The 23446-nt window shown below is 63.9% G+C and carries 27 protein-coding genes and 1 pseudogene; 8 read left to right on the top strand and 20 right to left on the bottom strand.

Annotated features, from left to right (window positions below):
* Positions 1–7: 7 nt before the first annotated feature.
* From PQS31_RS00140 to PQS31_RS00130, 3 genes are all read right to left on the bottom strand, one after another.
* The gene (locus tag PQS31_RS00140) at positions 8–1189 is read right to left on the bottom strand and encodes an efflux RND transporter periplasmic adaptor subunit (RefSeq protein WP_272760657.1); all 1182 of its coding nucleotides are present in this window, start codon (positions 1187–1189) and stop codon (positions 8–10) included.
* A complete protein-coding gene (locus PQS31_RS00135; protein WP_272760656.1) occupies positions 1186–2445 on the bottom strand; it encodes a TolC family protein in 1260 nt (419 codons plus the stop codon). The genes PQS31_RS00140 and PQS31_RS00135 overlap by 4 nt, the downstream gene beginning before the upstream one ends.
* Positions 2446–2903: 458 nt before the next feature.
* Entirely contained in the window at positions 2904–3566 is a 663-nt protein-coding gene (locus PQS31_RS00130; RefSeq protein ID WP_096209253.1) for a cation transporter, read from the bottom strand.
* A 176-nt stretch (positions 3567–3742) separates the two neighbouring features.
* Between PQS31_RS00130 and PQS31_RS00125 the strand changes: the two genes are divergently transcribed.
* The 3 genes and pseudogenes from PQS31_RS00125 to PQS31_RS00115 all read left to right on the top strand — a co-directional run bounded on the left by PQS31_RS00125 (position 3743) and on the right by PQS31_RS00115 (position 8101).
* Positions 3743–4174, top strand: coding sequence for a helix-turn-helix domain-containing protein (locus tag PQS31_RS00125; protein ID WP_133322066.1), 432 nt, complete (start codon positions 3743–3745; stop codon positions 4172–4174).
* Positions 4171–5118, top strand: a pseudogene (locus PQS31_RS00120) (site-specific integrase); the annotation flags it as partial. The gene PQS31_RS00125 and the pseudogene PQS31_RS00120, both read left to right, overlap by 4 nt.
* Before the next feature lie 22 nt (positions 5119–5140).
* Positions 5141–8101, top strand: coding sequence for a Tn3 family transposase (locus PQS31_RS00115; RefSeq protein ID WP_096209251.1), 2961 nt, complete (start codon positions 5141–5143; stop codon positions 8099–8101).
* A 6-nt stretch (positions 8102–8107) separates the two neighbouring features.
* Here PQS31_RS00115 and PQS31_RS00110 read toward each other — a convergent pair whose 3' ends face one another.
* The 3 genes from PQS31_RS00110 to PQS31_RS00100 are packed head-to-tail and all read right to left on the bottom strand — an operon-like array spanning position 8108 to position 8981.
* Entirely contained in the window at positions 8108–8329 is a 222-nt protein-coding gene (locus PQS31_RS00110; protein WP_096209250.1) for a GDCCVxC domain-containing (seleno)protein, read from the bottom strand.
* The gene (locus PQS31_RS00105; protein ID WP_096209249.1) at positions 8322–8615 is read right to left on the bottom strand and encodes a cation transporter; all 294 of its coding nucleotides are present in this window, start codon (positions 8613–8615) and stop codon (positions 8322–8324) included. The genes PQS31_RS00110 and PQS31_RS00105 overlap by 8 nt, the downstream gene beginning before the upstream one ends.
* Before the next feature lie 9 nt (positions 8616–8624).
* Positions 8625–8981: a mercuric transporter MerT family protein gene (locus PQS31_RS00100; RefSeq protein WP_096209248.1), complete on the bottom strand. Its 357-nt coding sequence runs from the start codon at positions 8979–8981 to the stop codon at positions 8625–8627.
* A gap of 42 nt (positions 8982–9023) precedes the next feature.
* Here PQS31_RS00100 and PQS31_RS00095 point away from each other — a divergent pair, with 42 nt between their 5' ends.
* On the top strand, positions 9024–9446 hold the full coding sequence (locus tag PQS31_RS00095; protein ID WP_096209247.1) for a MerR family transcriptional regulator: 423 nt from the start codon (positions 9024–9026) through the stop codon (positions 9444–9446).
* 574 nt (positions 9447–10020) lie between these two features.
* Here PQS31_RS00095 and PQS31_RS00090 read toward each other — a convergent pair.
* The 12 genes from PQS31_RS00090 to PQS31_RS00035 all read right to left on the bottom strand — a co-directional run bounded on the left by PQS31_RS00090 (position 10021) and on the right by PQS31_RS00035 (position 16844).
* Positions 10021–10437, bottom strand: a complete 417-nt coding sequence (locus PQS31_RS00090) for a hypothetical protein (RefSeq protein ID WP_272760655.1) — start codon at positions 10435–10437, stop codon at positions 10021–10023.
* Between the two features lie 191 nt (positions 10438–10628).
* Positions 10629–10793, bottom strand: coding sequence for a hypothetical protein (locus PQS31_RS00085; RefSeq protein ID WP_272760654.1), 165 nt, complete (start codon positions 10791–10793; stop codon positions 10629–10631).
* The gene (locus PQS31_RS00080) at positions 10790–11128 is read right to left on the bottom strand and encodes a hypothetical protein (RefSeq protein ID WP_272760653.1); all 339 of its coding nucleotides are present in this window, start codon (positions 11126–11128) and stop codon (positions 10790–10792) included. Before PQS31_RS00080 ends, PQS31_RS00085 begins: the two co-directional genes overlap by 4 nt.
* Positions 11129–11243: 115 nt before the next feature.
* A complete protein-coding gene (locus PQS31_RS00075; protein ID WP_272760652.1) occupies positions 11244–12470 on the bottom strand; it encodes a zonular occludens toxin domain-containing protein in 1227 nt (408 codons plus the stop codon).
* The gene (locus PQS31_RS00070) at positions 12470–12877 is read right to left on the bottom strand and encodes a DUF2523 family protein (protein WP_272760650.1); all 408 of its coding nucleotides are present in this window, start codon (positions 12875–12877) and stop codon (positions 12470–12472) included. Before PQS31_RS00070 ends, PQS31_RS00075 begins: the two co-directional genes overlap by 1 nt.
* A gap of 11 nt (positions 12878–12888) precedes the next feature.
* Positions 12889–14634, bottom strand: coding sequence for a hypothetical protein (locus tag PQS31_RS00065; RefSeq protein ID WP_272760649.1), 1746 nt, complete (start codon positions 14632–14634; stop codon positions 12889–12891).
* Between the two features lie 128 nt (positions 14635–14762).
* Complete coding sequence (locus PQS31_RS00060) at positions 14763–14975, bottom strand: major capsid protein (RefSeq protein ID WP_272760648.1); 213 nt, start codon at positions 14973–14975, stop codon at positions 14763–14765.
* A gap of 8 nt (positions 14976–14983) precedes the next feature.
* Positions 14984–15190: a hypothetical protein gene (locus PQS31_RS00055; RefSeq protein WP_272760647.1), complete on the bottom strand. Its 207-nt coding sequence runs from the start codon at positions 15188–15190 to the stop codon at positions 14984–14986.
* Between the two features lie 2 nt (positions 15191–15192).
* Complete coding sequence (locus tag PQS31_RS00050) at positions 15193–15468, bottom strand: single-stranded DNA-binding protein (RefSeq protein WP_272760646.1); 276 nt, start codon at positions 15466–15468, stop codon at positions 15193–15195.
* On the bottom strand, positions 15434–16414 hold the full coding sequence (locus tag PQS31_RS00045) for a replication initiation factor domain-containing protein (RefSeq protein ID WP_272760645.1): 981 nt from the start codon (positions 16412–16414) through the stop codon (positions 15434–15436). Before PQS31_RS00045 ends, PQS31_RS00050 begins: the two co-directional genes overlap by 35 nt.
* A complete protein-coding gene (locus PQS31_RS00040) occupies positions 16411–16647 on the bottom strand; it encodes a hypothetical protein (protein ID WP_272760644.1) in 237 nt (78 codons plus the stop codon). Before PQS31_RS00040 ends, PQS31_RS00045 begins: the two co-directional genes overlap by 4 nt.
* A complete protein-coding gene (locus PQS31_RS00035) occupies positions 16644–16844 on the bottom strand; it encodes a hypothetical protein (protein ID WP_272760643.1) in 201 nt (66 codons plus the stop codon). Before PQS31_RS00035 ends, PQS31_RS00040 begins: the two co-directional genes overlap by 4 nt.
* Before the next feature lie 133 nt (positions 16845–16977).
* Here PQS31_RS00035 and PQS31_RS00030 point away from each other — a divergent pair, with 133 nt between their 5' ends.
* Positions 16978–17568: a helix-turn-helix transcriptional regulator gene (locus PQS31_RS00030; protein WP_272760642.1), complete on the top strand. Its 591-nt coding sequence runs from the start codon at positions 16978–16980 to the stop codon at positions 17566–17568.
* A 502-nt stretch (positions 17569–18070) separates the two neighbouring features.
* On the opposite strand, the gene PQS31_RS00025 is transcribed toward PQS31_RS00030, so the two are convergent.
* Positions 18071–18994 (bottom strand): DNA-binding protein, encoded by a 924-nt coding sequence (locus PQS31_RS00025; protein ID WP_096009470.1) that lies wholly within the window; start codon positions 18992–18994, stop codon positions 18071–18073.
* Between the two features lie 104 nt (positions 18995–19098).
* Here PQS31_RS00025 and PQS31_RS00020 point away from each other — a divergent pair, with 104 nt between their 5' ends.
* Together PQS31_RS00020 and PQS31_RS00015 are read left to right on the top strand one after the other, a co-directional pair.
* Positions 19099–20178 (top strand): site-specific integrase, encoded by a 1080-nt coding sequence (locus tag PQS31_RS00020; RefSeq protein ID WP_272760641.1) that lies wholly within the window; start codon positions 19099–19101, stop codon positions 20176–20178.
* Positions 20179–20324: 146 nt separating this feature from the next.
* Positions 20325–20981, top strand: a complete 657-nt coding sequence (locus tag PQS31_RS00015) for a hypothetical protein (protein ID WP_272760640.1) — start codon at positions 20325–20327, stop codon at positions 20979–20981.
* Positions 20982–21008: 27 nt separating this feature from the next.
* On the opposite strand, the gene PQS31_RS00010 is transcribed toward PQS31_RS00015, so the two are convergent.
* The gene (locus tag PQS31_RS00010; protein WP_272760639.1) at positions 21009–22379 is read right to left on the bottom strand and encodes a DUF6035 family protein; all 1371 of its coding nucleotides are present in this window, start codon (positions 22377–22379) and stop codon (positions 21009–21011) included.
* A gap of 125 nt (positions 22380–22504) precedes the next feature.
* Here PQS31_RS00010 and PQS31_RS00005 point away from each other — a divergent pair, with 125 nt between their 5' ends.
* Positions 22505–23386 (top strand): hypothetical protein, encoded by an 882-nt coding sequence (locus tag PQS31_RS00005; RefSeq protein ID WP_272760638.1) that lies wholly within the window; start codon positions 22505–22507, stop codon positions 23384–23386.
* Positions 23387–23446 lie beyond the last annotated feature (60 nt).

The following is a 23446-nucleotide window of genomic DNA, read 5'->3' as shown; positions in this document are numbered from 1 at the left end:
CGGGTCCTCAGTGGCCGTGTTCGGCCTCGCCCTTGGCGAGTTCGGCTTTCAGCAGGAACGCGTTGCTGCCAGCGACGCGCTCGTCGCCCGACAGCCCGTTGAGGATCTCGACGCGGTCGCCTGCGCGGCGGCCTGCGAGCACAGGGGTTACGCGGAAGCCTTTTTCATCGGTCACGAACACAACCGAGCGACCTTCCACCGTCTGCACGGCATCGACCGGCACGGTCAGCGTGTCGTCCTGGCCTGCCGCCACCACGACACCGGACACCGGTGAACCCGCTGGCGGCAGCGTCCCGGATTCAGGGCGTGCACGGATGATCGCCATGCCGCCCTGTTCGCGTACGTCGGCGGCCACGCCGATCACGACGGCGCTGAAGCTCCCGGTGGCCCCGGTAACTTCGATGCGCGCATCAGGCGCGATCTGCGCGGCGAGCGCGGGCGGCGCGGAAAAGACCAGTTCGGTCTGCGCAGGATCGGACACGTTCGCCACGAGGTCGCCCGCGGCGACGAAGCCGCCTGGCGTCACCTGCACCGCGCCGACGATGCCGGCCACGGGACTGGTGATGGTCGCGCGGCCGCCTGCATCCGGTGAGCCGGCCGCGGCGACCTGGGCCGCGGCAGCCCGCGCAGTCGCATCGGCCGCCAGCGAGCGCGCGCGCGAGGCTTCGAGTTCCTGCCGTGCGACCACGCCCTGGGTGACCAGGGACTGGTCGCGCTGGTACACCAACCGGGCCGCTTGGGCCTCCGCGCGTGCGGCATCGGCGCCCGCCCGCATGGTCGCCGCTTCGCCGCTGACGATCACGGCGAGCGGCTGGCCGGCGCGCACGGGGGTGCCAGGCGCCACGACGACGCGCTCAACGCGGCCGCCAACGGAGGCGGCAACGGCAGCGCGGGCGCCAACGGCGGACTCGACGCGACCGCTCAGGCGTGTCTCGCCGCCACCGCCGCGGCCCACAGCCACGACCTGGATGCCCGACGCTTCGATCTGCGGTTGCGCGAGGACCACCAAGCCTTCTTCGCCCTCGGCCTCTTCATCGCCATGTTCGTCTTGGCCGCCACCGTCGACATGGCCCGCAGGGCTTGGGCCAGCGTCCTGCCCGCCGGTGAGCTTCGCAAGGCCGTAGCCTACGAGGACGGCGAACAGGAACGCCGCGGCGAACATCATCAGTCGCCTGGTATCGGTTTTCATCGGGAATCTCCAAACGGGGCGCGGCCTTCCAGGCGCGCCAGGTCGATTTCGGCACGGACGCGCGCGATCCGCGCGTCCACGGCGGCGTTGCGCGAGGCGATCAGCGCCGCACGTGTGCTGCGAAGCTCCAGCTGCGAGATGCGGCCGGCCTCGAAGCCGATGCGGGACAGGCGATAGGCCTCTTCCGCGGCTGCGACGCCGTTGTCGGCGGCGCGCGTGCGGCTGCCGGACGCGGCAAGCGCCGCCTCGGCGGCAAACCGGCCTGCTCGCGCTTCCTGCTGCTGCGCGATCAGCCGGGCTTCGGCGGCTCGCTCCTCAGCGTAGGCAGCGCGGATACCGCCCCGGTTGCGATCGAACAGCGGGACGGTCAGTTCGATGCCGACCGTGAACGCCTCATCGCCGGTGTCCCGATATCGGCGCATGCCAAGAGAGGCGTTGACATCCGGGCGGGCGCGGCGCCTTTCGACCGTCACCAGCCGACCGGCGGTGACGAGTTCAGCCTGGGCGACCTGGACCGCCAACGGATCGGCGTCGCCTGCTTGCGGCGTCCCCGGCGCGCGGTCAAGCAGGCTCGCGCCGATGGCCTGGACCGGCCGGTCCAGGAGGGCTATCGCCGACAGCCGCGCAAAGGCGGCGTCCCGAAGGGCGCTGGCCTCATCAACCGCAGCCCTGGCGGACGCGACCTCACTCTGCGCCTGGATGTCCCGGAGGGTGGCTTCACGCCCTTGTTCGACCATGGCGGCGACCCCGCGCGCATCCTGCTCGGCCAGCGAAAGGGCCTCGGCCGCGAGCTCGTGTCGCCGTGCCGCGGCTTCGGCCTCCGCGTAGACCAGCGCCACCTGAGCTGCGACCTGCCAGCGGACTTGTTCGCGTCGCAGGCCCGCAGCATCGGCGTCAGAGCGCGCCGCCTGGACCCGGGCGCTTCGCTGGCCGAACAGTTCGAGAGGTTGGTTGATCGACAGGGTCGTTTCGGCGTTGCCGATGCCGTTGTACGGACCGGTGCCGTAAACGTTCTCCATGTCGTACGCGATGGAGGGGTTGGGCAAGGCGCGCGCCTGGTCGGCGCGAGCGACGGCCGCGTCGTATCGGGCAACGGCCTCGAGTGATGACGGCAGTGCGTCAAGTCGAGCGATCAGATCTTCGTAGGTCGGGGCGGTGTCGACGACCGGTTCGACCGCCACCGATGGCGAGGCGAACAGCAAGGCAGTCACCAGCAACCCGACCGCAAGGAGCGGTCGGACAAGTTGCGTGAGCATGGGAACTCCAGAAGCAAAAGTTGACGTGGGAGCCCGTCATGACGGGCACGGCACGTCAGCTCTGCGGAGGTCTCATCGGTCCTTCGGACAGCGCAGATGCACGACCTGGGTCATGCTGTGCGTGCTGAACGACGTGCGCGGCGGGGTAAACAACGGCGGCACTGCCAAAGAAATTGGCTGTCGAATGATGGCAATGGTTGTGGACACAACCACCATGCGCGCTTTCCGGAGCGTCGCCCTCACCAGCCTCATCCTGGGGCGCAGGTCCAGCGTGATCGCTCGCTGCGTGAGTGTCGACTTCGAACGAGCAAACGAAAGCATCGGCCACAGGCACGATCACCATCACTGCGACAAGCAGCGCGGCGATAAAGCCTCTCAGTCGGGGAAGGGCGCGGTACATCTTTCGCAAAATATCAGTCTCGCGTATCCGGATACAATTACAACGCCGGTCGAAGACCTCAACCGACTGCAGGCCCGCCACTCTCTTCCTGGCACGGCACGCATCTGGTGCCCCGGAGTTCCTGCAGCGCACCGCGCATCACTCGAACGGCGGATCGCAGAAACAGCAGCAGCAAGGCGGAGGCGATTACCAAGTCTGGCCAGCCCGCCCCGAACACCCATACCGCAATAGCCGCCAGCAAGACCGCGCAGCCTTCATAGATATCGTTCCGGGAGCACTCCCACGCGGATGACAGGTTGATGTCACCGTTTCGATGCGGGGTCAGCAGCCAGAGGCAGTATGCGTTGGCCGCCAGGTTCAACACCCCCGCCACCCCCATCGCCTCGAATACAGGCACGCCTGGATTGTTGAGTCGCCATGCGATCTGGGCCGCGACCGCAACTGCTGCGCCCAAGATCAACAGCCCTTTGAGGAAAGCGACTTTGGCCTTCATCTGCAGGGACGAGCCAACGACGGCCAGGCTCACGGCGTATGTGAATGCGTCGCCCAGGTTGTCCAGCCCACCCGAAAGCAGTGAGGAAGAGCGGCTGAACCAGGCCGCGCCCATCATCATGACGAAGGTGGCGAGATTGATGGCCAGCACAATTTTCAAGGTGCGCCGCTGTGAGTCCTGCATCGACGCCACGTTCACAACCTTTCCACACCCGCGGCAATCAGACATCACAAGCTCCGTTGGCCACAGTCAAGATTTCGATCGTGATCGACCCAATAGCAGGATCGGCCGCGTTCAAAGGCAGGCCCATTCCATCGGCGATCCGGGAATTCCTTGACCAGGTGGCAGTGAGAATCAGCACAGAGTAAAGTCCGTAGCCGCTACAGAGTCGAGCGGGATTACGCATGAAGATCAGTGAAGCCGCCGCCGCCAGCGGCTGCCACCTGGAAACCGTCCGCTACTACGAGCGGGTGGGACTTGTCCCATCGCCAAACCGGACGGGGAGCGGCTATCGCGTCTACGCGCAGGCAGACGTGGAGCGGTTGCGGTTCGTTACCCGCGGGCGCGAGCTGGGTTTCAGCCTGGAGGAGATCCGCAGCCTGCTGCGCCTGAATGACGATCCGAAGCTGTCGTGCGGCGACGTCGATGCGCTGGCGCGCGTGCACTTGACCGACATCCACCAGCGGCTTGAGGCACTGACGCGCATGGCAGGTGAATTGGAACGGGTGATCCTCCAGTGCGCCGGCGGCGAGCGAGGCGCGTGCGCCATCCTCGGGGCATTGCGGTGTACGAGTGACCACTCGGCGTCGTGTGCGAACCAGGAAGGCTGCCGATGACCTTGGATCGCTATCTAGAGGCTGCGATCCGAGAGAACACGCAGCGCAGCTACGCCTCGGCGCTGCGGCACTTCGAGGTCGAATGGGGCGGCCACCTGCCAGCCACGCCGGACAGCGTGGCCCGTTATCTGGCCGATCACGCCGCGCTGTTGGCGAACAACACGCTCCGACAGCGGCTAGCTGCGCTGGCGTCCTGGCATCGCGAGCACGGGTTCGTCGATCCCACCCGCGCGCCATTGGTGCGCAAAGTGCTCAAGGGCATCCAGACGGTGCACCCCTCGGTGGAGAAGCAGGCCGAGCCGTTGCAACTGACCCGACTGACACAGGTCGACGACTGGCTCCGCACTGCGATCTCGGTCGCCCGCGAACGCGGCGATCGCGCGGACGAGCTGCGCCATCGCCGCGACCGATCCCTGATCCTGCTCGGCTTCTGGCGCGGCTTCCGCGGCGATGAACTGATCCGCGTGCAAGTCGAACACTTGCGTCTAGTCCCGGGCGACGGGATGACCTGTTTCCTGCCGCGCAGCAAAGGCGACCGTCAGGCCTCGGGCACCAGCTACAAGGTGCCAGCGCTATCGCGATTGTGCCCGGTGACTGCGATCGTGGATTGGACGACCACGGCCGCCCTGACGGAGGGGCCGGTGTTCCGCGGTATCGACCGCTGGGGCCGTGTGAGCGAGACGCCACTGCATCCGAACAGCCTGATCCCGCTGCTGCGCAGCCTGCTCGCCGCGGCGGGGCTCCCAGATGCCGCGACCTACAGCAGCCATTCCCTGCGCCGCGGTTTCGCCGGTTGGGCCAATGCGAACGGCTGGGACGTGAAGGCGCTGATGGAATACGTCGGCTGGCGCGACATGCACTCGGCCATGCGCTATCTCGACGGTGGCGATCCCTTCGCACGGCAGCGTATCGAAGTCGGTCTGCAATCACCGGCCCTCCCACCCCCATGACCGACTGAGGATCTGCATGGCATCGATCGAACGGACCGCATACCCGCAATTCAAGCGCAATCCTGTCGTCCGGGAACTGATCGCGGCCTACACGCCGACCGACGACGAACTGGCCTTCATCGCCGACAACGCTCGGCAACCGGGTCACCGATTGACCTTGGCGCTGCTGCTGAAATCCTTCCAGCGATTGGGCTATTTCCCCGCAATCGATGAAGTGCCCGCCGCGGTCATCCGGCACCTGCGCAATGCGCTGCGGTACCGGATCCAGGTCAAGCCCGCCGAGATCGCGCCGAACAAGCGCTACCGCTACTTCCAGCGCATCCGGGCCTATCTGCAAGTCCGGGCCTATGCCGACGGCGGCCTCGACGTGGCGGCACGCGCCATCCACGAAGCCGCGGCCGTCATGGACAACCCGGCCGACCTGATCAACGTGGCCATCGAACAACTCGTGCGCGACCGCATCGAGCTGCCTGCGTTTTCCGCCCTGGATCGCCTGGCCCGCCGAGTTCGCACCCTGGTCAATGGCCGTTACTTCGCCCTCATCGACAAGCGGCTGACGGCGGACGAGAAGCAACGGCTGGACGATCTGCTGGTCGTCACCGACGCTCGCATCAAGAGCCCGCTGCAGGCCATCAAGCGGCTGCCGAAACGATCTTCTCTGCAGCACTTCCAGGAACTGCTCGACCACATCGCGGCGTTGGACGAGTTGGTCGGCAGCGAACGGCACCTGGCGGACGTGCCGGAACTCAAGCGCAAGCACTTCGCCGCCGAAGCCCGGGTACTGGACGCTGCCGAGTTGCGCGATTTCGGCCCGGCCAAACGACACGCGCTGCTGCTGTGCCTGATCCATCGCGCCCGGGTGCAGACCCGCGACGACCTAGCTGAGATGTTCATCAAACGCATGGGCAATCTCCACAACCGCGGCAAGGAGGAACTGGAGCGGCTGCGTGCGCGCTACCGCGAGAAGACCGAGGCCATCGTCGCCACGATGTCGGATGTGATCCAGGTGCTCGACCGTCACCCGGGCGACACCGACGCAGGACGGGAGATTCGCCGCCTGGTCAGCACGCGCGGGGGCGTCCAGACCCTGCAGGCTGACTGCGATGCCATCGCCGCCCACAGCGGCGACAACCACCTGCCGCTGCTGTGGCCGTTCTACAAGAGCCACCGCGCCACCATCCTGCGCATGGTGCGCATGCTGGACCTGGAATCCACCACCGAAGACCGTTCGTTGATCGACGCGATCGAGCTGATCCTGTCGCAGGAGCGTGCCCGCGGCGACTGGCTGGACGAACCGGTCGATCTGGCGTTCACGACCCAGCTCTGGCGAAAGACCATCACCCACCGCACCGAGCAGGGCGAGGAACGCATCCACCGCCGCCTGTTCGAGGTGTGCGTGTTCTCCTCACTGGCCAACGAACTGAAATCCGGCGACGTGGCCGTGCGCGGTTCGGAAACCTACGCCGATTACCGCGAGCAGTTGCTGCCCTGGGAGCAGTGCGAGCCGTTGCTGGACGACTACTGTCGCCAAGTGGGTTTACCGGCCTCCGCGGTGGGATTCGTCAATGCCTTGCAGTCCAAGCTGATGCAAGTCGCGGACCTGACGGATCAGGGTTACCTGGAGAACGGCCAGGTGATCATCGGCGACGACGGGTTTCCGGTGCTCAAGCGCCACAAGGCCAAGGACATGAGCAGCGGCGCTCGCGCCCTGGAGACCGCGATCCTCGACCGCCTGCGCGAGCGCAGTGTCATCGAGATCCTCTGTGACGTGGCGCACTGGACCCGCTGGCCGCGGCATTTCGGACCGCTGTCCGGGTCCGACACCAAGATCGACCAGCCCACCGAACGCTACGTGCTGACGGCGTTTACCTATGGTTGCAACCTCGGCCCGGCCCAGGCCGCACGGCATCTGCGAGGCGCTGCGTCGGCGCACATGCTGTCGTTCGTCAATCGCCGTCACGTGGATGCGAACAAGCTGGCAGCGGCCTGCCGCGACATCATCAACAGTTACGCCGGCCTGCAGCTTCCCAAATTCTGGGGCGATGGCAAGCGCGCCGCGGCCGACGGCACCAAGTACGACCTGTACGACCAGAACCTGCTGGCGTCGTACCACATCCGTTATGGCGGCTACGGCGGCATTGCCTATCACCATGTGTCCGACACCTACGTGGCGCTCTTCAGTCACTTCATCCCGTGCGGCGTCTGGGAAGCGGTGTACATCATCGACGGGCTGCTGAAGAACACCTCCGACATCCAACCCGACACCGTCCATGCCGATACCCAGGGTCAGTCGCTGCCGGTATTCGGGCTGTCGCACTTGCTGGGCATCCAGCTGATGCCGCGCATCCGCAACTGGCGCGACTACCGGTTCTTCCGTCCGGACGAGGACAGCCGCTACGAGCACATCGATGCGCTGTTCCGGGAAGATGTGGACTGGGACCTGATCGAGACCCACTGGAAGGATCTGATGCAGGTCGTGCTATCGATCAAGTCCGGCAAGATCGCGGCCTCGACGCTGCTGCGCAAGCTGGGCAACTACAGCCGCAAGAACCGCCTGTACCAGGCCTTCCGGGCACTCGGTGCTGCGGTGCGCACGTTGTTCCTGCTGCAATACATTTCCGATCGCGAGCTACGCGAACAGATCACGGCCTCCACCAACAAGGTCGAAGCCTATAATGGGTTTTCGAAGTATTTCTTCTTCGGCGGAGAGGGTGTGATCGCCGACAACGACCCGCTCGAACAGGAGAAGGCGGTCAAGTACAACGACCTGGTCGCCAACGCCGTCATCTTTCATAACGTGGTCGAACAGACCCGCATCATCAAGACGCTGATGCGAGCGGGTTGGAAGATCACCCCGGAGGACGTGGCGGCGCTCAGTCCCTACGTGACCAGCCACGTGAAGCGGTTCGGCGATTACCTGATCGACGTGGACGCGCTTCCGGAACCGTACGAAATCGAGCTGGCCCTGGCGGCGTAGCGTGGGTCAACCGGTACTGCCACAGCAGGGACTATGTTGCTGGATGGGCGGGCACGGTACCGTGCCGTAGGAACAGAACACGCAGCAATCGCCTGTTTTCGGGCGCAGGAGCGTGTGGCAGGCCGAGCACTCGTAAAAGAATTGGCACGCCGTAGTGGGCATGGTTTCGGTCGCCTGGTGCCCGCATGTCGGGCACGTGAGCGTGCTTTGCAACTGCACCTCAGCCACCGTTCGCTTTCGCCTTTGCAGTGGCTGGAAAACCGGCGTCGGTGATGGCCTTCGCGATGGCGGCCGCGTTGGTGCGCTCGGCATCGAATGCCACCGTCACGGTGGCGGCTCGGGTGTCAATACGCTTCGCCGTCACGCCCGGCACTGTATCCAACGCCTTTTCGATCGTGATGCTGCACGCCGGGCAGGTCATGTTCTCCACCTGCAGGACGACCTGCTTAGGGGTAGCCGCCCAAGCCAAGCCCATCCATGCCGTGAATACCAAACTGAGAAGAATCTTGCGCATGTGGGACTCCTACAGGAACCAACCGATGTAGTAGGGAAAGAGCAGCAGCAGAGCGATCAGGCCGGTAGCGATCCATAGCCAGCGCCGGCGGCGTCGCAATCGCGAGGGATCGACGCAGGCGCCGTCGATGCGACAGCGCGAGGCCGGGCCATAGAGCATCCAGAACGCCCAGCCCAGGCACACCAACGTGGCCGCGCTGAACCACGGACGCCACGCGTCCAGGGCAGTGAGATTGGCGATCCAGGCACCGCTGATACCCAACAGGACCAGCACCAGGGGCACGACGCAACACACGGACGCGCCAATGGCCGCGACGGCGGCGCCCAAGAGGGCGGGCAGGGAGGACTGTGGGGGAGGTTGGACCATACCCGCATGGTAATCTCCGTACCTAAGTACGGAGTCAAGCTGATGGCCACCCACGTAATGACAATCAGCCGGCTGGCCGCGGCCGCTGGTGTGCATGTCGAAACGGTCCGTTACTACCAGCGGCGAGGCCTGCTGCCGGAGCCTGAGCGCCCAATGGGCAGCGTCCGCCGGTACGGGCCCAACGAAGTCGGCCGACTTCAGTTCATTCGCAGAGCACAGGCGATGGGATTCAGTCTCGACGAGATAGCGGGGCTGTTGGAGGTCAAAGGCCAACGCGCTTGCGAGCAGACTCGGCGGCTGACCGAAAAGAAATTGGCCGAGGTACGGCGGCGTCTGGATGAGCTACGACAATTGGAAGTCGACCTTGAGCATTTGGTGGAGGAGTGTCGCCACGTGGTGACAGGCGCACCGTGCCCGACGCTCGATCTTCTGGCGCAACCGGCCGAGAAGATAAATATCGGCTAAGTCATTGCACCGAAAGAATTATTTGAGTTCTGTGGGGCATTTTTACGCGTATCTCGGCTGAACCCCGACGGGCGCGTCGGCCACGAGTGGGCGAAGAGCAGCGCGCGACATCACGGACCAGACGACCATCGGCATCTTTTACATAATGTACATTATGCGAAGTTCTCCGGGCATGGACGCGACCGCTGGCACTGTGGCTCGCCCGCAAGATCTACGGAGGCCCGGATGCCCACGTGCTGGCACTGTAAGAGCGAGTCGAGCGCAGAGCACTACGACCGCGTCGTGCACAACATCACATCGCTGCATGGCCCGTGGGCAGGCTGGAGACTCGCCGGCAAGGATCTCGTAGCACCAGACGGTACCCGAGTGTCGCCAGCGCGCATGCGCGGGATCCTGTTCCGCCTCGAGGCCGAGGCTCGGCTCGAGCGCGCTCGAGGTCGTAACGCATCACGAAAAGCGGTTCGGCGTGAGCTGGTCAAGGTGGTCGTCGTGGACCTGGACGACTGGCGCCGCCGGCACTTCGGCACGTCTGCTGCGTAAGAGCGTATCCGCAGGGCGCTGCCCTGCACCCGATTCACTGGGTCGTGGCACGGCACGGGCGCTGGGAGCTCGACCAGCCGTTGGGGATCCGATACGAGACGCGGCCCGAGAGGCAGGCGATGTCGTGCCCACCTCGCTGGGCTTCGACCAGGCCGGGATAGCCGGGGACCGGCGCTGAGCGCGGCGGCTTGTTGCCAAATGAAGGCGCGGCCGTGATCGATTGCGGCGGCGGCACAGGCATCGCCTGCTCCCAGATGCCCTCCCACTTCTTCATCTCGCGAAGGACATCTTCGGCTGTGGGCTCAGGCGTGGCGGCGACTATCACCAGCGCGAGCAGGCTATGTGCGCATAGCGCCAAGAGCACGGCAACGAATACCGTCACGCCGATCGCGAGCAGCGACGGCGACGCCTCAAGGGCTGCGCCGGAGCTGCGACTGGCGCGGAATTGCACGGCCCCAAAGCCGTCGTCCCTGCTTGGCATATGGCCCCCTATCTCGGGCGCAGTGTAGCGCTCGGAGAGGCCGGCCTGCACCCCGGTCCACGCGCTACTTACGACGCCTCGGGCCGAAGAGTTCCAGCACGCCGAGCAGCAGCACGGCGCCGGCCAGCACCTGGACGAACCACGGCAGCTCGGGCGGGACGTCAGGAACGGTCATGGCGGCTGACTCTGATCACAGGGTGGCGAGCGTCGAGCAGCACCCTCGCAACGCGCGCGAGGATCGCCACGGAGACTGCGAGCACGACGCAGACCATTGCGCCAAGAACGACGCCGGCGACAACGTGCAGGATCAGGCTCCAGTCGATCACGCGGGATACCTGCGCGCCAGCTCCGCGACGAGCGCACCCAGGCGCTTCCTGGACGGCGTGGCACCGCGATTGCCGGTTGACGACAGCAGGCCGTGGAGGAATGCACGTTCCAGGCGGATGGCTTCCAGGAGAGCAATGTCGCTGTACTCGTGCAGCAGAGCAGCAACGGCAGTCCCTGCCCGCCTGGTCGCCGACTTCGCATCCGAACGGCGGTTCTGGCGGTAGCGCTTTGCGCGCTCGGCCGGGGTCATCGGACCCGCCTGAACGTCGAGGACAGGACGGCCGCGCTTGGCCGGAATCAGGTCGCTGGTCTGGGTGTCGTGCTGGTCGCGCATGGCCGTCTCCGTGGTATGCGTCCATTATAGTGACGCGTCACGAAATGTCAATGACCGTTCGTCGTGTCAGTGACCCGTGAGATTCGTGACGCGTCATGCGCTCGATCGAGCGGATTCAGCGACCGACGCCCTGCCCCACATACCGACCGGTTTCATAGCCGAAGTCACCATAACTGGCGATGTCCCCGACGCGCCCGCCGACCCCAATCAGAACGCGGCGCTCGGCGTCACCTTCTGCACGGGCAACGGGTTCGGGCTGGGCCGCGCGCTCCGGCTGCACGCGCTCGCGATACGGGTTGTAGGGCATGCCGCGTTTAGCGACCAGCAAACACTCCTCGATCGCGATGTCATACATCGTCCCCTGCTCGGTGCGGCACCCACACGACGGCTCTTTCCACTCGCCCTGGGCGTCCAGGCCTCCGGTGCTCGACATGCACATCAGGAGCGGATCGGAGACGGCCGCACGGCCATCGAAGATCGGTGCGGACCACGGCATGGTCGCAAACCGCGGCGTGTGCGTCTCGACGTACTCGGCGGGCGTAGCTGCGCGGCTCTGCGGGGTCGCGGCGGACTGCGGTGCAGCGGTGGGCGGGGCGGCCGGCAGGCCGGCCGCTCCCGCCTCCTGTGCAGGCGCAGGGGCGGCGCTGGGCCGCAGAGTGACGTACGCCCACCAGGCGCAGCCGGCGATGGCGATCGGCAGCAGCGGCAGCAAGACCAGCCGCCACGGAAGCTTGCGCTTAATCGTGTGCTGCTCGGCCGACTTGTAGCGACCGAACACGGATTTCGGGAGCGCGCGGGTCTGCCGGATCGCCAGCTCACGACGAGCGGTTGACTTCACTTCCTCCTGCAACTCCTCCCACTTGAACACGTCGATCAACTGCGTCCCGAACCGGCGCACCGTGTGGTAGTGATCGGCGATCAATGGACGCGCGAACGGATAGATCTGATTAGGACCCTGCGCGGTCCAGACCATATCGATCCCGCGGTGCCGATGCTCGGCAAGCGCCAGAACGTGCGCGGGCGTGGCTTGGCGTGACGCGTCATGCAAATGCCCAAACCACTTCCACGCCTCATCGATGAAGATCATCGCGCCGTTGGGAATCACGTGAGCGGTACACGGGCCGGCATCGTCGGTGTCGTGGCAGGTGCACACCTCACCCGGCTTCACGGCATTCCACTCGCGCGGGTCCTTGAGGACCGTTGCCAGGCCGGGTTCCAATCCGTCGATGCCGTAGGCGAACAGCGGGCGCGGGTCCTTCTTCGTGGCCTCGGCGACCAGGCGTTCCATCATGAGCGCGGTTTTGCCGTTGCCCGGCTTGCCGGTGTAAATCTCGATAGGCATTACGGAGTGCCCCCTACAGGCGCGCGCGTGAGATAGAGGCGCGCGGAGTTGACGGCGTGCCGGGTGTAAATCGCAGATAGAACCATCGTGATCGCGCGATCGAAGTTCAGAACACCGAGCCACGCGACCGCGGTCAAGGCGAGTTCACCAGCCCCGCCACCGGAAATGGTGCCGGGGTTCGCGTACTCACGCAGGATGTCAATCGCCGGACCAATCACCAGCGTCATGCTGGCGAAATTGATGCCCAGCCAGAGCATCGCGCCCATGACGAACAGGCCCAGCTTCGTCTTGAACATGTAGGTGATGCCGGTGACGATCGCCGCGACGAGGGCGCCGTTGCCGAGCTTCTTGGATAGGGCCGTGATGCCGCCTGCGAGCAGGAACGGCGCGGCTGCCGGGAATGCCATTGATTCGCCCCTTATGTTGCGATGATACGGAGAGACACCAGCGCAGCCAGCACCAGCACAAGCTGACCGGCAAGCTGCATCCAGCGGCACATCGCGCCAGCGTGGACATTGAAATCGAGGGTGGTGCCCATGACGCTGATGGACGGCAGCGTGGGACAAGAACGGCCGTAGCCGAGGCCCGACGTGTCCAGCTCGCCCTCGCCGTCTCCACCGCCTATATCGCGCATGACGCTCGAGGGATCGCCCTCGCCCGCGGTGGCATCGACCGCGGCGACCGCCTCACCGATCGCGTCCCACTCGACACCCTCGTCACCACAAATCTGCGTGCGCATGGCTCGCAACTGGTGGGCATCGGGCGTGTCGCCCTGGACCGAAAAGGCGGACTTGCAATCGCTCACGTCACCGACCACGCGCGTCGCCGTGCCGCAGATTTGCGCACGCATCGCGCGCAGCTTGACGGCGTTGGCGTTGTCGCCGTTGACGGTGAACGGCTGGTCGCATTTCTCGATGTCGCCCACCACGTCCGCCGCGTTTCCAGCCTCGACCGCGCAGCGCGTGGCCCATGCCTGATTCGCGATCATCTCGAACGCAGGATCACTGACGATCGGCTTGCGGTCGCAATCCTCGCCACCGCTCGCGGTGTTCTTGTCAGGGTCCTGTTCCTTGTCGTCGCCACTGCCGTCGCCCTTCTCGCCCTGATTTTTCGGGCCGGCATTGGTGCCGTGCACCGTCGTGTAATTCGTGGTGGTGGTCGTGGTCGAGCCACCGCCACCGGGGCGCGTGGTCGTGGAAGTCGCGGTCTGGCCGGTCGCCTGCAGCGTATCGCCGCTTGGAAGGTTGAGATTCGGGACGTTAGGCGTTGTGCCGGCGTCGCGCACCTGCATCACCGGGCCGTCCGTTTTCGTGCCCGTCTCGCCTGGCTTCCAGCAGAGCTGACGCCCCTGGGCGCTTGTCATGCAGTGATCGCCGTTCGACTTAACGCAGTAGTCGTGCGAACCGCCAGCAAGCGGATTGCAATACTGAGGCGTGTTGTCTGCGGCTTGCTGGACCGTCTCATATCCGGGAATGAACACCGGGGGCGGCGTCGCGCCACACACTGCACCGGTCCAGTTGAATTCCCCGTTGCACAACTGCGTGTTGTTGCCGCCTGCGCCCTGCACGACGGTGCAGCCGGTGCCGCCGCCGGTCATCGCGAGCGTGCAGCCGGCGATGCAATGCGACTGGAAAGGCTTGGTGGTCTGGACACCGAAGCCGGGGCCGTTGCGCTGCTCGCACTCTTCGGGTGTCGGGCTGCACTGGCCGTTCTGCATGCGGATGGACCCGCCGGGACACTCCGGCAGCGCACACGAGTTGCTGGCAGGGTTCCACTCTTCGCCCGGGCGGCACTGCACAACATAGGTGCGGCGAAGCGGATTATTGAAATTCCACGTAGGGCAATAGCCAGCAGGTACGGCATCCGCTTCGTAAAGCTTCGAGGAGGGGGTGTGACGCACGCATGCAACCCAGCCGTTCGTCTGTCCGCGTTGCGTTGCGGCAGCATGCGCTGCGGCGTAAGCCTCGCCCTGCGTTTCGCAGTTGGACTGAGGGACGCCCGCCGAGTGGCTACACGGATAGGTCTGCGCACGAGCAGTGCCGCCATACATGAGCGCGAAGCCGATCAAGGCGGCGATGATCGCGACGGCGATCGGCGATCGGCGAAAGGCGCGGAACAACGCGGCACGCGCGAGGATTCGGCCGAAGGCAGCGACTACGTTCATCGTCAATCCCAGAAGATGATCGCGAGAGCAAGGACGAACGTGCCGAGATACAGCCAGCCTTCCATTTTCGTTCTCCGTCACAAAAAGAAACCGCCCGGAGGGTGTCGGACCCAGCCGGGCGGCGGTTGTTACATGGCGCGACGCACCCACTTGTAGACCTTGATACCAACGAGGATCAGCAGCACCGCGCCGCCGATCGACGCGATGGGCGCAGCCGCACCACCGATCGCGTCAGTGACGCCGCTGACATCGACCGCCTGCGCGAAGGCAGGCGACGCCACCAGGGCGGCAGCGGGCACGGCGACAAGGGCAGCGGTCTTGCTCTTGAAGTTCTGGAACATGGTTTCACCTATGAGTTTTCGAGGAATTTCCGGAGCAGACGGAACACAAACGCGATGGCAAGGACGTAGGCCACGGAGACCCCGATTTGCTGCGCATCCGCAACCGAGAGCTCCGGAATGAGGCTCGGTTGTGGAATCCAGATGACTTGCTGGCACGTGCCCGTCGCGGCGTCGAAATCGCGTTCGAGGCACGCCGCGACGAGCACCGTGGCCATACTTACGCGGCCTTGGTCGCGGGTGCGGTCTTGACGCGCTGAAGCGGCAGGCGCCGGGCGAGCTTCAGATCACCGAAGTCGCCGACGCTGATCGCTTCTTCGAGATCGACCGTGTATTCGCCCACTTCGTAGGGCGGCAGCGTGCCCAGGTCGAGACGGATGGTCTGGCGGAACTTCGGGCACTCGGCGACGGCGGTCTGCGTGCGGATCACGCCGGATCGGTCGCCCTTCTGCCAGCGCTTTTCATCGACGAGATTGGAGTGGATCGTGATTTTCATTGCTCATTGCCTCTTTGAGGGATCGGTCTAGGGATGCGCGGACATGCGCGTGCAAATCGCCTTGAATTGCCTTCCATCGTCCGGGGCGATCGGTCCGGAGAACGGTGGTCCGCAGCCAGTCGAGGAACTCGTCCGGGCTGTCGAAACAGTTGGCGAAGACGCCGAGCGTCGTGCCGGTCTGAGTGCGCAGGAAGCGCTCCGCGGCGCCCACGCTGGTATCCACGATCTGATCGCGCAGGCCGAGGCGTTCGACCTCGCCGATCACAAACGCTTCGAGCATCGGATACGCGGCCCCGAACCACTTGCCGGGGTTCCGCAGCACGTCGGTGGTGACCTCGATGCGCTTGGCGTAGAGGCGCAGCTCGCAGCGCGTGTGACGTGACTCCGGATCGCCGAGCTGCTTGCCCTTCTCGTAGACGTTGAGCTGCTTGTGGCCGCGCTGGCCGACATAGAACGAGCAGCCTTTTCCGCTGCCCATGTCGCTGGTGTGCGTTGCGTTCGGGGGCCGTCCGTTCATGGTGAAATCGCCCGCTTCGTAGTGATCGAGAAAGGTCTGGATATCGAAGGTTTCGCCGGTCAAGTCATCGACTGCGATGTCGACGTGCGAGACGCGCGCGTGTAGGTCATCGAGGCGGTCAGCCACCTGATGCCAAGACGGCACGTAGGCGCAGCCCTGCCCCGTCAGGGAAATCTGGATCGCGCCGTCGTCACGAAGGCCGATCTTCCCGCACACCTCGCCGAGGGCATCGACCATCGTCGCGGAGCGCTGGTAGAAGTTGAACACCCGGTCCTGCAGCGGACCGACAGCGATAGACCCACCGGTGCCGAACACGTAGCGCAGTACCTCGGTCATCGGCATGGCGCGCGTCAGCTTCTTGGCTTTTTCGCTGTCGAGGACGGCGACGCAGAAATCGATGATCGGAGCGGAAAGCGTGCTGGCGCTCATGCTTGGTCGGCTCCGGGAAACTTTTGGCCCGTGTTACTGCCCGGGCCAACCGCGCGGCGGAGAATCTCGCTTGCGCGGGCGGACTGGTGAAAAGGTGGCGTGGTGCGGTTCATGCCCTTGATTGCGTGACGCGTCACGAATCCCGCGGCGTGGCCGAGCACGAACGCGAGAGCGAAGACCACGCCCGGGTGCGTGGTCCACAGGGTCAAGCGGAGTGTTTCGAGGAACGTCACGCCCAGGCATCCCCAGTCGGGATGGCAGCCGACGTGCGGGCGTCGATGAAGGCGAGCCGCGACCAGTAGGCGGCGGCTTCGGCGCGGTCCGCGGCCCACTCAAGATCGCCGAGGTTGAGCGCGGCGTGTTCGGCGCGCAGGCAGCGTTCGCAGGCTTGGCCTGCGATCTCGATGCGGCGCATCTGCTGTTCGGTCATGTCCCCTGTCCCCGCCCTAGCGCCCTAGACGCCCTGCCCCGGCTAGGGCACCGGGGGCGAGAGCGGTCCTCAGTCCGAGGACGAGCGCAGTTGTACGCTGGGTGAGGACGGTTGTCTACACCCCGAGGACTTTATGGATATCAACGAATTACTTGACAAAGTGAAGGAAGTATGCGGGGCGAGGACTGACGGCGAGCTAGCGAAGCGCCTCGGAGTGTCCAAGCAGGCGTTGTCGAGCTATCGGAATGGGCACCGTCTGCCGGATACCGTGCAGTGCGCAACGATCGCCGGCCTGAGCGGTTTACCTCTTGCGCAGGTACTGGGCATCGTCGGCGAAGCTCGTGCAATCAGTCGCGACGAGAAGGCTGTCTGGCGGCAGCTGGCAGCGACGGCCACCCTCCTCGCCCTGGTGCTTCTTCCTGGGCTTCCTGCTGCTGCAAGCGTCGATCAGCGGGCCGTGAAAGCCGACCCGGACTGTACATTATGCGAAGTCTTGGACGATTTGCACGTGACGTTGCGCGTCACTTTGCCAGCTTGGTGTCCGCCGCCAAGAAATCGCCCCGACGACAGCCAACAAATACCCAGTTGTAGACCGACAATTGCCCGCTATTCGTACAGGCCGCGACAAGTCGCCCTAATGCATCGTCAGCAGCCGAGAATTCGCCCAGTTCTTCTATTGCTTGGCGGACGGTTGTGTCGGAATGCTCCACGCGCAGCACTCTAGTAGCTCAATCCAACTGGCAATTCGGCGTCCTTACAGGTGAACAAGTCGCCCGTTAGCTTTACAAAACCTCCGACAAGATGCCCAAGCTTCGAACTCAGGGTCAACGTCCATCCCAGCCTGTAGTAGGCACCGCACTTACGAGTGCTCCGCGTACGCACTTAACGGGTACATCTGAGGCAGTCAAAGGTGTACACCGAAGCTCTCGACGCACACATGCGTGTACACACATGCGACTTCCGCACTCTTAGGTGACCATTTATCCCTGAGACGAATTGCTTGCCCGTCGCGGACAACGGACAGCTTCTTTGGCCTCCAGCTCGGCCATGACGACATCGATCTCCCTTGATACCGATCGTTTGCCGCCACGGGACGCCTTCAATTAGCGCGATGGGACAGTCGCTCCGACTCTGCGGGTTCTTAGTCTTGCCGGATGAGACACGCATACGCACTCGAAGGCTGAGCGTCGGGTGGGAGCCGGGGCTCCTTCGCCACGAGCTGAGCTCTAAGGCCGGGCGGACTCTTTCTTCTTCGCAGGTTTGCGGGCTTTCGCGGTGGGAGATCGTTGTCGCCACGCCGCCTCTAGCGCTGCTGGCAGATCCTTGAGCTTCGCGAGTTGCTGTTCGAGAGCGTCCGCACGTGCGCGCTGGGCATCCGCCTCACGACGTGCCTCGACGGCCTCCGCCTTGGCCCGCTCGGCGCTCTGAAACGATGATTTCTCAGCAGATGCGTGTGCACGATGGGCGGCTGCTACCTGGCCCTTCAGTTCTTTGGCCTCTTGGCGCGCGAGATCGACTTCGCGGTGAGCACGATCCTCTATCGCACGAACATGCTGTGCTAGGCCTTCGCGCTCCGCCCGAGCCTCGTTGACCATAGCTTGTAAGCGATTTTCGACTGCTTGGCGGGCGACTTCAGCGTCTGACGCTCTATCGAGCGCGGCATTCCGCTGACGCTCCTGCTCTTTGATCTCTCCTTCAAGCTGGCTGACCAGGCGCAGCAATTCGGCCGTACGGGCTGTCGCAAGACGTTCGGATTGGGAAGCGTTTGCTACCGCTTCCCGCAATGCCATCGCTTCGGCGGCGAATCCTTCGCGCTCCCGGCCCAGTGCCTCCTGCGCGCTCAGAAGGGCGACTTGTTTGTCGGCGAATCCGTTCTCGGCCTCAGACCGGGCATGCTTGAGAGCCAGCGCCCACCACTCCCCCGCCAGCTTAGTGACCGCCTCAGGGGCCTCGGGCACCGAGAGGCTGCGCTGATGAGTGTCCAGCCGAGTACCAAGGGCACGCCACCAGGTCTCCAACCATCGAGTGACAGTGTTCGGCGACCCGGTGCCCAGGTGAGCGCGAATGCGCTCGACGGTTGGTCGTTCTCCCGCGTCAACGATCTCGTCGGCTGCAGTATGGACGTCGGATTCGGTGATGCCTCGAGCCATGGAAATGCCTCCTATGCGGGCGCCCTACTCTGTTGATTGCGTACTCCCGATAAGTGATGATTATCGCTAGTAGATGCCATATTTCATAACGTACATTACATAGTATGAATCGAAATAGCACATTGCCTACCGCGGCAGCGACGGCCGCGAACCTGGTGCTCCCCGAGCAACTGGCCCAACAGGCTGCCGACGCAGTGCGTGAACTGCTCGCAGAAGCGGCCGCGGCCAACACCACCCGCAGCTACGCCACCGCCCTGCGCTATTGGGCCGGCTGGCACCAGGCCCGATACGGCGTCGAGCTGGCATTGCCGGCGAGCGAGGCCGTGGTGATCCAGTTCCTGGTCGACCACATCCAGCGCAAGAACAAGACCGGCCTCGTCAGCGAGCTGCCGCCGGCGATCGATCAGGCACTGGTCGCCGCCGGCCTCAAGGCCAGGAGCGGGCCGCTGAAGCTGTCGACCGTGGTCCAGCGCGTGGCTGTGCTGTCCACTGCGCACAAGCTCAAGCGGCTGGCCAACCCGTGCGAACTGCCCAGCGTCCGCACCCTGCTCAGTCGGGCGCGGCGTGCGGCGGTCAAGCGTGGCGAGCGGCCGACCAAGAAGACCGCGATTACCCGTGCCGAGCTCGAGGCCATGCTGGCCACCTGCGATGACAGCCTGGAAAGCCGGCGTGACCGTGCCCTGCTCTGCTTCGGCTTCGCCAGCGGCGGCCGCCGGCGCAGCGAGATCGCGGCTGCGGACCTGCGCGACCTGCGCAAGGTCGGCGAGGATGGCTACATCTATCGGCTGGAGTATTCGAAGACCCAGCAAGCAGGGGTGAAGGCAGATTCGACCCCGGACAAGCCGATCCTGGGGCGTAGCTCCGAAGCGCTCGCGGCGTGGCTTGAGGCCGCGGGGATCCATGAGGGGGCGATCTTCCGCCGGATCTGGAAGGGTCGAGTCGGCCCTGCCCTGCTCCCCGGTTCGGTGTCTACGATCGTGAAGCGTCGGGCGCGGCTAGCAGGGTTGGAGGGGGACTTTGGGGCACACAGCCTGCGGTCGGGGTTTGTAACCGAGGCCGGGAAGCAAGGCATCCCACTCCCGGCGGTAATGGCGATGACGGAACATCGATCTGTGGCCAGTGTGATCGGGTACTTTCAAACAGGTGCGGCAGAGGACAATCCCGCGGCACGGCTGTTGAAATAGCAAACTCTTTGCAGCATGGTTGGAACGCACCTACTAAGAGGACTTGCGGCGTCAAAAAGGAGGCGGGCGTGGGTGACCCAACTATGAGCAACAACAGCATTTCGATTGAAAGCATGCGCTGAGATCTGGCTGCTCTTCGCGACAATGTGCAGCGGCTGTTTGGCGATGACCAGCGCAGGATCGTATCCAATTGCATCCGGTCCGCTGTGGATCGTCGCGAGTTCAGCCGCTACCACTATCGAGAAGCGATGCGCGCCATCGCCGCCAAGATTGACGGCAGGCCGGACTACGAAGTCATGGCCGCGATGATGGGTGCCTACGACAAGGAAACCGGCTCATTCGAGGATGCCAGGTTCACGGCCTACCTCCACATCGTAGCCACCGTGCACAACATGAGGGCAGTAGCCGACAATCTCGTGCACTTGGTCTACTTCGCCACCGGCATGAACCTGGACAAGGATACTTGCATTGAAGAAAAACGGATCAGCTGGAACAAGGTCAAGGACAGCTTGGGGACGCTGGAAGTCCGTGAAGATCTCGATGCCCTGCACAGCCATGAATATTTCAAGTATCTAGCTGCGCTGGACAACCACTGCAAGCATCGTGGGATCGTCGATATCGGCTTCTCCGTTAATGCCATCGAAGATACCCATGGAATGCGGATCAACGCATTCTCCTACGAAGGCACCGACTACCCGCAACGATGGGTCAGACCACTTCTAAACGCGGAATATCAGCGTCAGGAGACCCAGATTATGCTTGCGGGCAACCACCTGAACGACTACGTTGCATCACTTCTCTGATAGAGCCTTTCAATCCGCTCACGCTAGCTAGAACGGCAACGGCTCCCACTCGTCCACACCACCTCGCTGCGCTTGGATATGTCGTCCCAGTTCTGGGAACGCCTCCATGATCAGGCGATCGAATTCGTGGTTTTCGGCCGGGTCATGCGCTCGCCAATCTGAGATCTTCTTGCGCCACTTTCCGTTCTTGTCCTGTGCTTCCAGGTCGGCCAAGCGCCCATAGCACTCAAGGGCTGCATAGAAGACCCACCCGAATTGCCCGTATTTGGTCAGGACATGGTGGGCGACATCCCAAAACTTCTCATATCCCCAGCCCACGGGTGCACCGTGCTTGGCCGAATACAGGATGCTGAGCAGGATGCCCGGCTGGGCGTAAGACCAGGTGCCCGGCAAATGGGATCCCTTCTTCTGGAAGGCCGATTGCAGGGCTGACCAGCGCGCATCCATTGCCTCGGTCCCAGGCGTGGCTCGCCCCTGATACTGCACCCGTGCAAGCCAGAAATCTTCCAGCTGTTCGCTCAACGAGGGACCCTGCAGCTGGCGTTTCAGGTTCGCCTCAATCGCATCCGTGTCTACGAGGTAGGCGCGCTGCCCGGCCTCGTCCAAGGTGAGCTGCTCGAAGGACACGAGCTTTTGGCAGTGCTCGAACTCAATCTTGCCATTTCGCAGAACCGGCTGGTCGTAGTGGCACAATAGCATCAACGCCCCAGCCTGCCGCGATGCCTCCAAGGTTTCCTCATTGACCACATAGGCGTTGCGGTTGTTGACGGCAAAACAGATCTTCATCATCAGCCTGGCGCGCTCGGGATCGAATTCACCAAAGACCCACAGCAACAATCCACCTTCCTTGCAGTAAAACTCCTCGCGATCGACCATGACGCTATCGAAGGTCGTGGAAAGCTGGACCTCAAAGGCGATGTCCAAGGCAGCGCAGAAGCGGGACCTGACATCCGGCCTCCGCCTCTCCCCCTCTCGACCCTTCCAGGTGCCCTCGACCACGGGCCGGGTGAACCTCGGATCGCACTGAATGCTCTCGTCCACCAGCTGCTTGATGCGCTTGTGGCGAACGCTCTCCCGTTGCCCGTCGTAGCGATAGGCGTTGATCTGGGCCGTGGTGAGCTTGCTCTTGGTGATATGGCGGCAACTGCCATCCTCATGCAGATGCCGGAATACGAAACTCGCTGTGTCGGGCATCGCAACCAAGTAAACCGCAACCCCGCACAGTTCACATAGATAGCGCCCCTGGCCAGTTTTCAGCGCCCGTTGCAGCCGATACTTCAAGCGCAAGACCTCGGTCATGCTGTCCTGCAGCACTTCCCTGGCATCAAGGGGATTGCCGGTCTCATCCTCCAGCAGGTCGGTGATCGAGGCGATGGGATGCAGGAGAGATGGCGTCATGATTGGACAAGGTAGGCAGTTTCGTTCTCATTGACTGCGAAACGGGCCAGGACGATGAAATTCCGGCCGATCCCGGCTAGTCTGACCTGAGGGGGGCTCGATTCCGGGCCTATGCACTGATTGCCATGGGACTTCTGGAAGAACTATTGGACATGTCGGCCGGTTGGCCGGCTTGGCAAAGCGACGCACTGCGACGCATTTTCACAGTCGGAGCCCTTGGGAAGACGGACCTGGTCGAGATCAGGGCCATGCTGGAGCAAGCCGAAGGCGCTCCCAGTCCGGTCCCGTTGGACGCATCCCATATCCCGACGCTGGGAGATGGTCAGACGACCGTGCTGCTGGAATTGAGAGATCTCCAGCACGTTAACCGGTTTGCCCCAGCCAGCGGAATGCAATTCAATCCCGACGGTCTGAACATCGTGTTCGGGACCAATGGCGCAGGCAAGTCTGGCTATTCCCGGGTCTTGAAGCGTGCCTGTCGGGCCCGCCGCTCATCCCCTGTCCTGCCCGACGCTTATGCCGATACTCCTGGCACGCCCAGCGCCACGATCGTGGCTCTGGATGAGCAAGGGAACCCGCGGCTCTATGAGTGGCAGGAAGGGCGAGACGCCGACCGCCGTCTGGCAATGGTCGCTGTATACGACAGCCATTGCAGCGAGGACTACATCACCGATGAAGGGACCTGCGACTACCAGCCCTACGGACTCCCACAGTTGGGGGAGCTTACCCAGGGATTGACGCGGCTGCAGTCGAGCATCAAGCAGGAGCGGGAAGCAATACGCTTGGATGCTTCCCCATTCGAAAGCCTCAAGGGTGCGCACCCTGTCGGTCAGATCATTGAAACCCTATCTGCCGACACTGATCTTGACCAGATCCGGCAACTAGGCGTGTTCAACCAGGAACACGAAGACCGCATCATTGAAATCGATCAGTTGCTAGCCAACCTAGATCTTGAACCCCAGGCTAGAGCAAAGGATGGCTTGGCCACACTGACCTGCCCCCAGTAGCCGTACCACGAGTTACTGGGAGAGCCCGGGGTTGAAGGGTACTTTGGGTTGGTGGGTTTG

The sequence above is a fragment of the Luteimonas sp. BLCC-B24 genome, assembly GCF_028550595.1.
Lineage (GTDB): Bacteria > Pseudomonadota > Gammaproteobacteria > Xanthomonadales > Xanthomonadaceae > Luteimonas.
The sequence above is the reverse complement of the archived record's forward strand: the minus strand, read 5'-3'. Positions and strand labels throughout refer to the sequence as shown.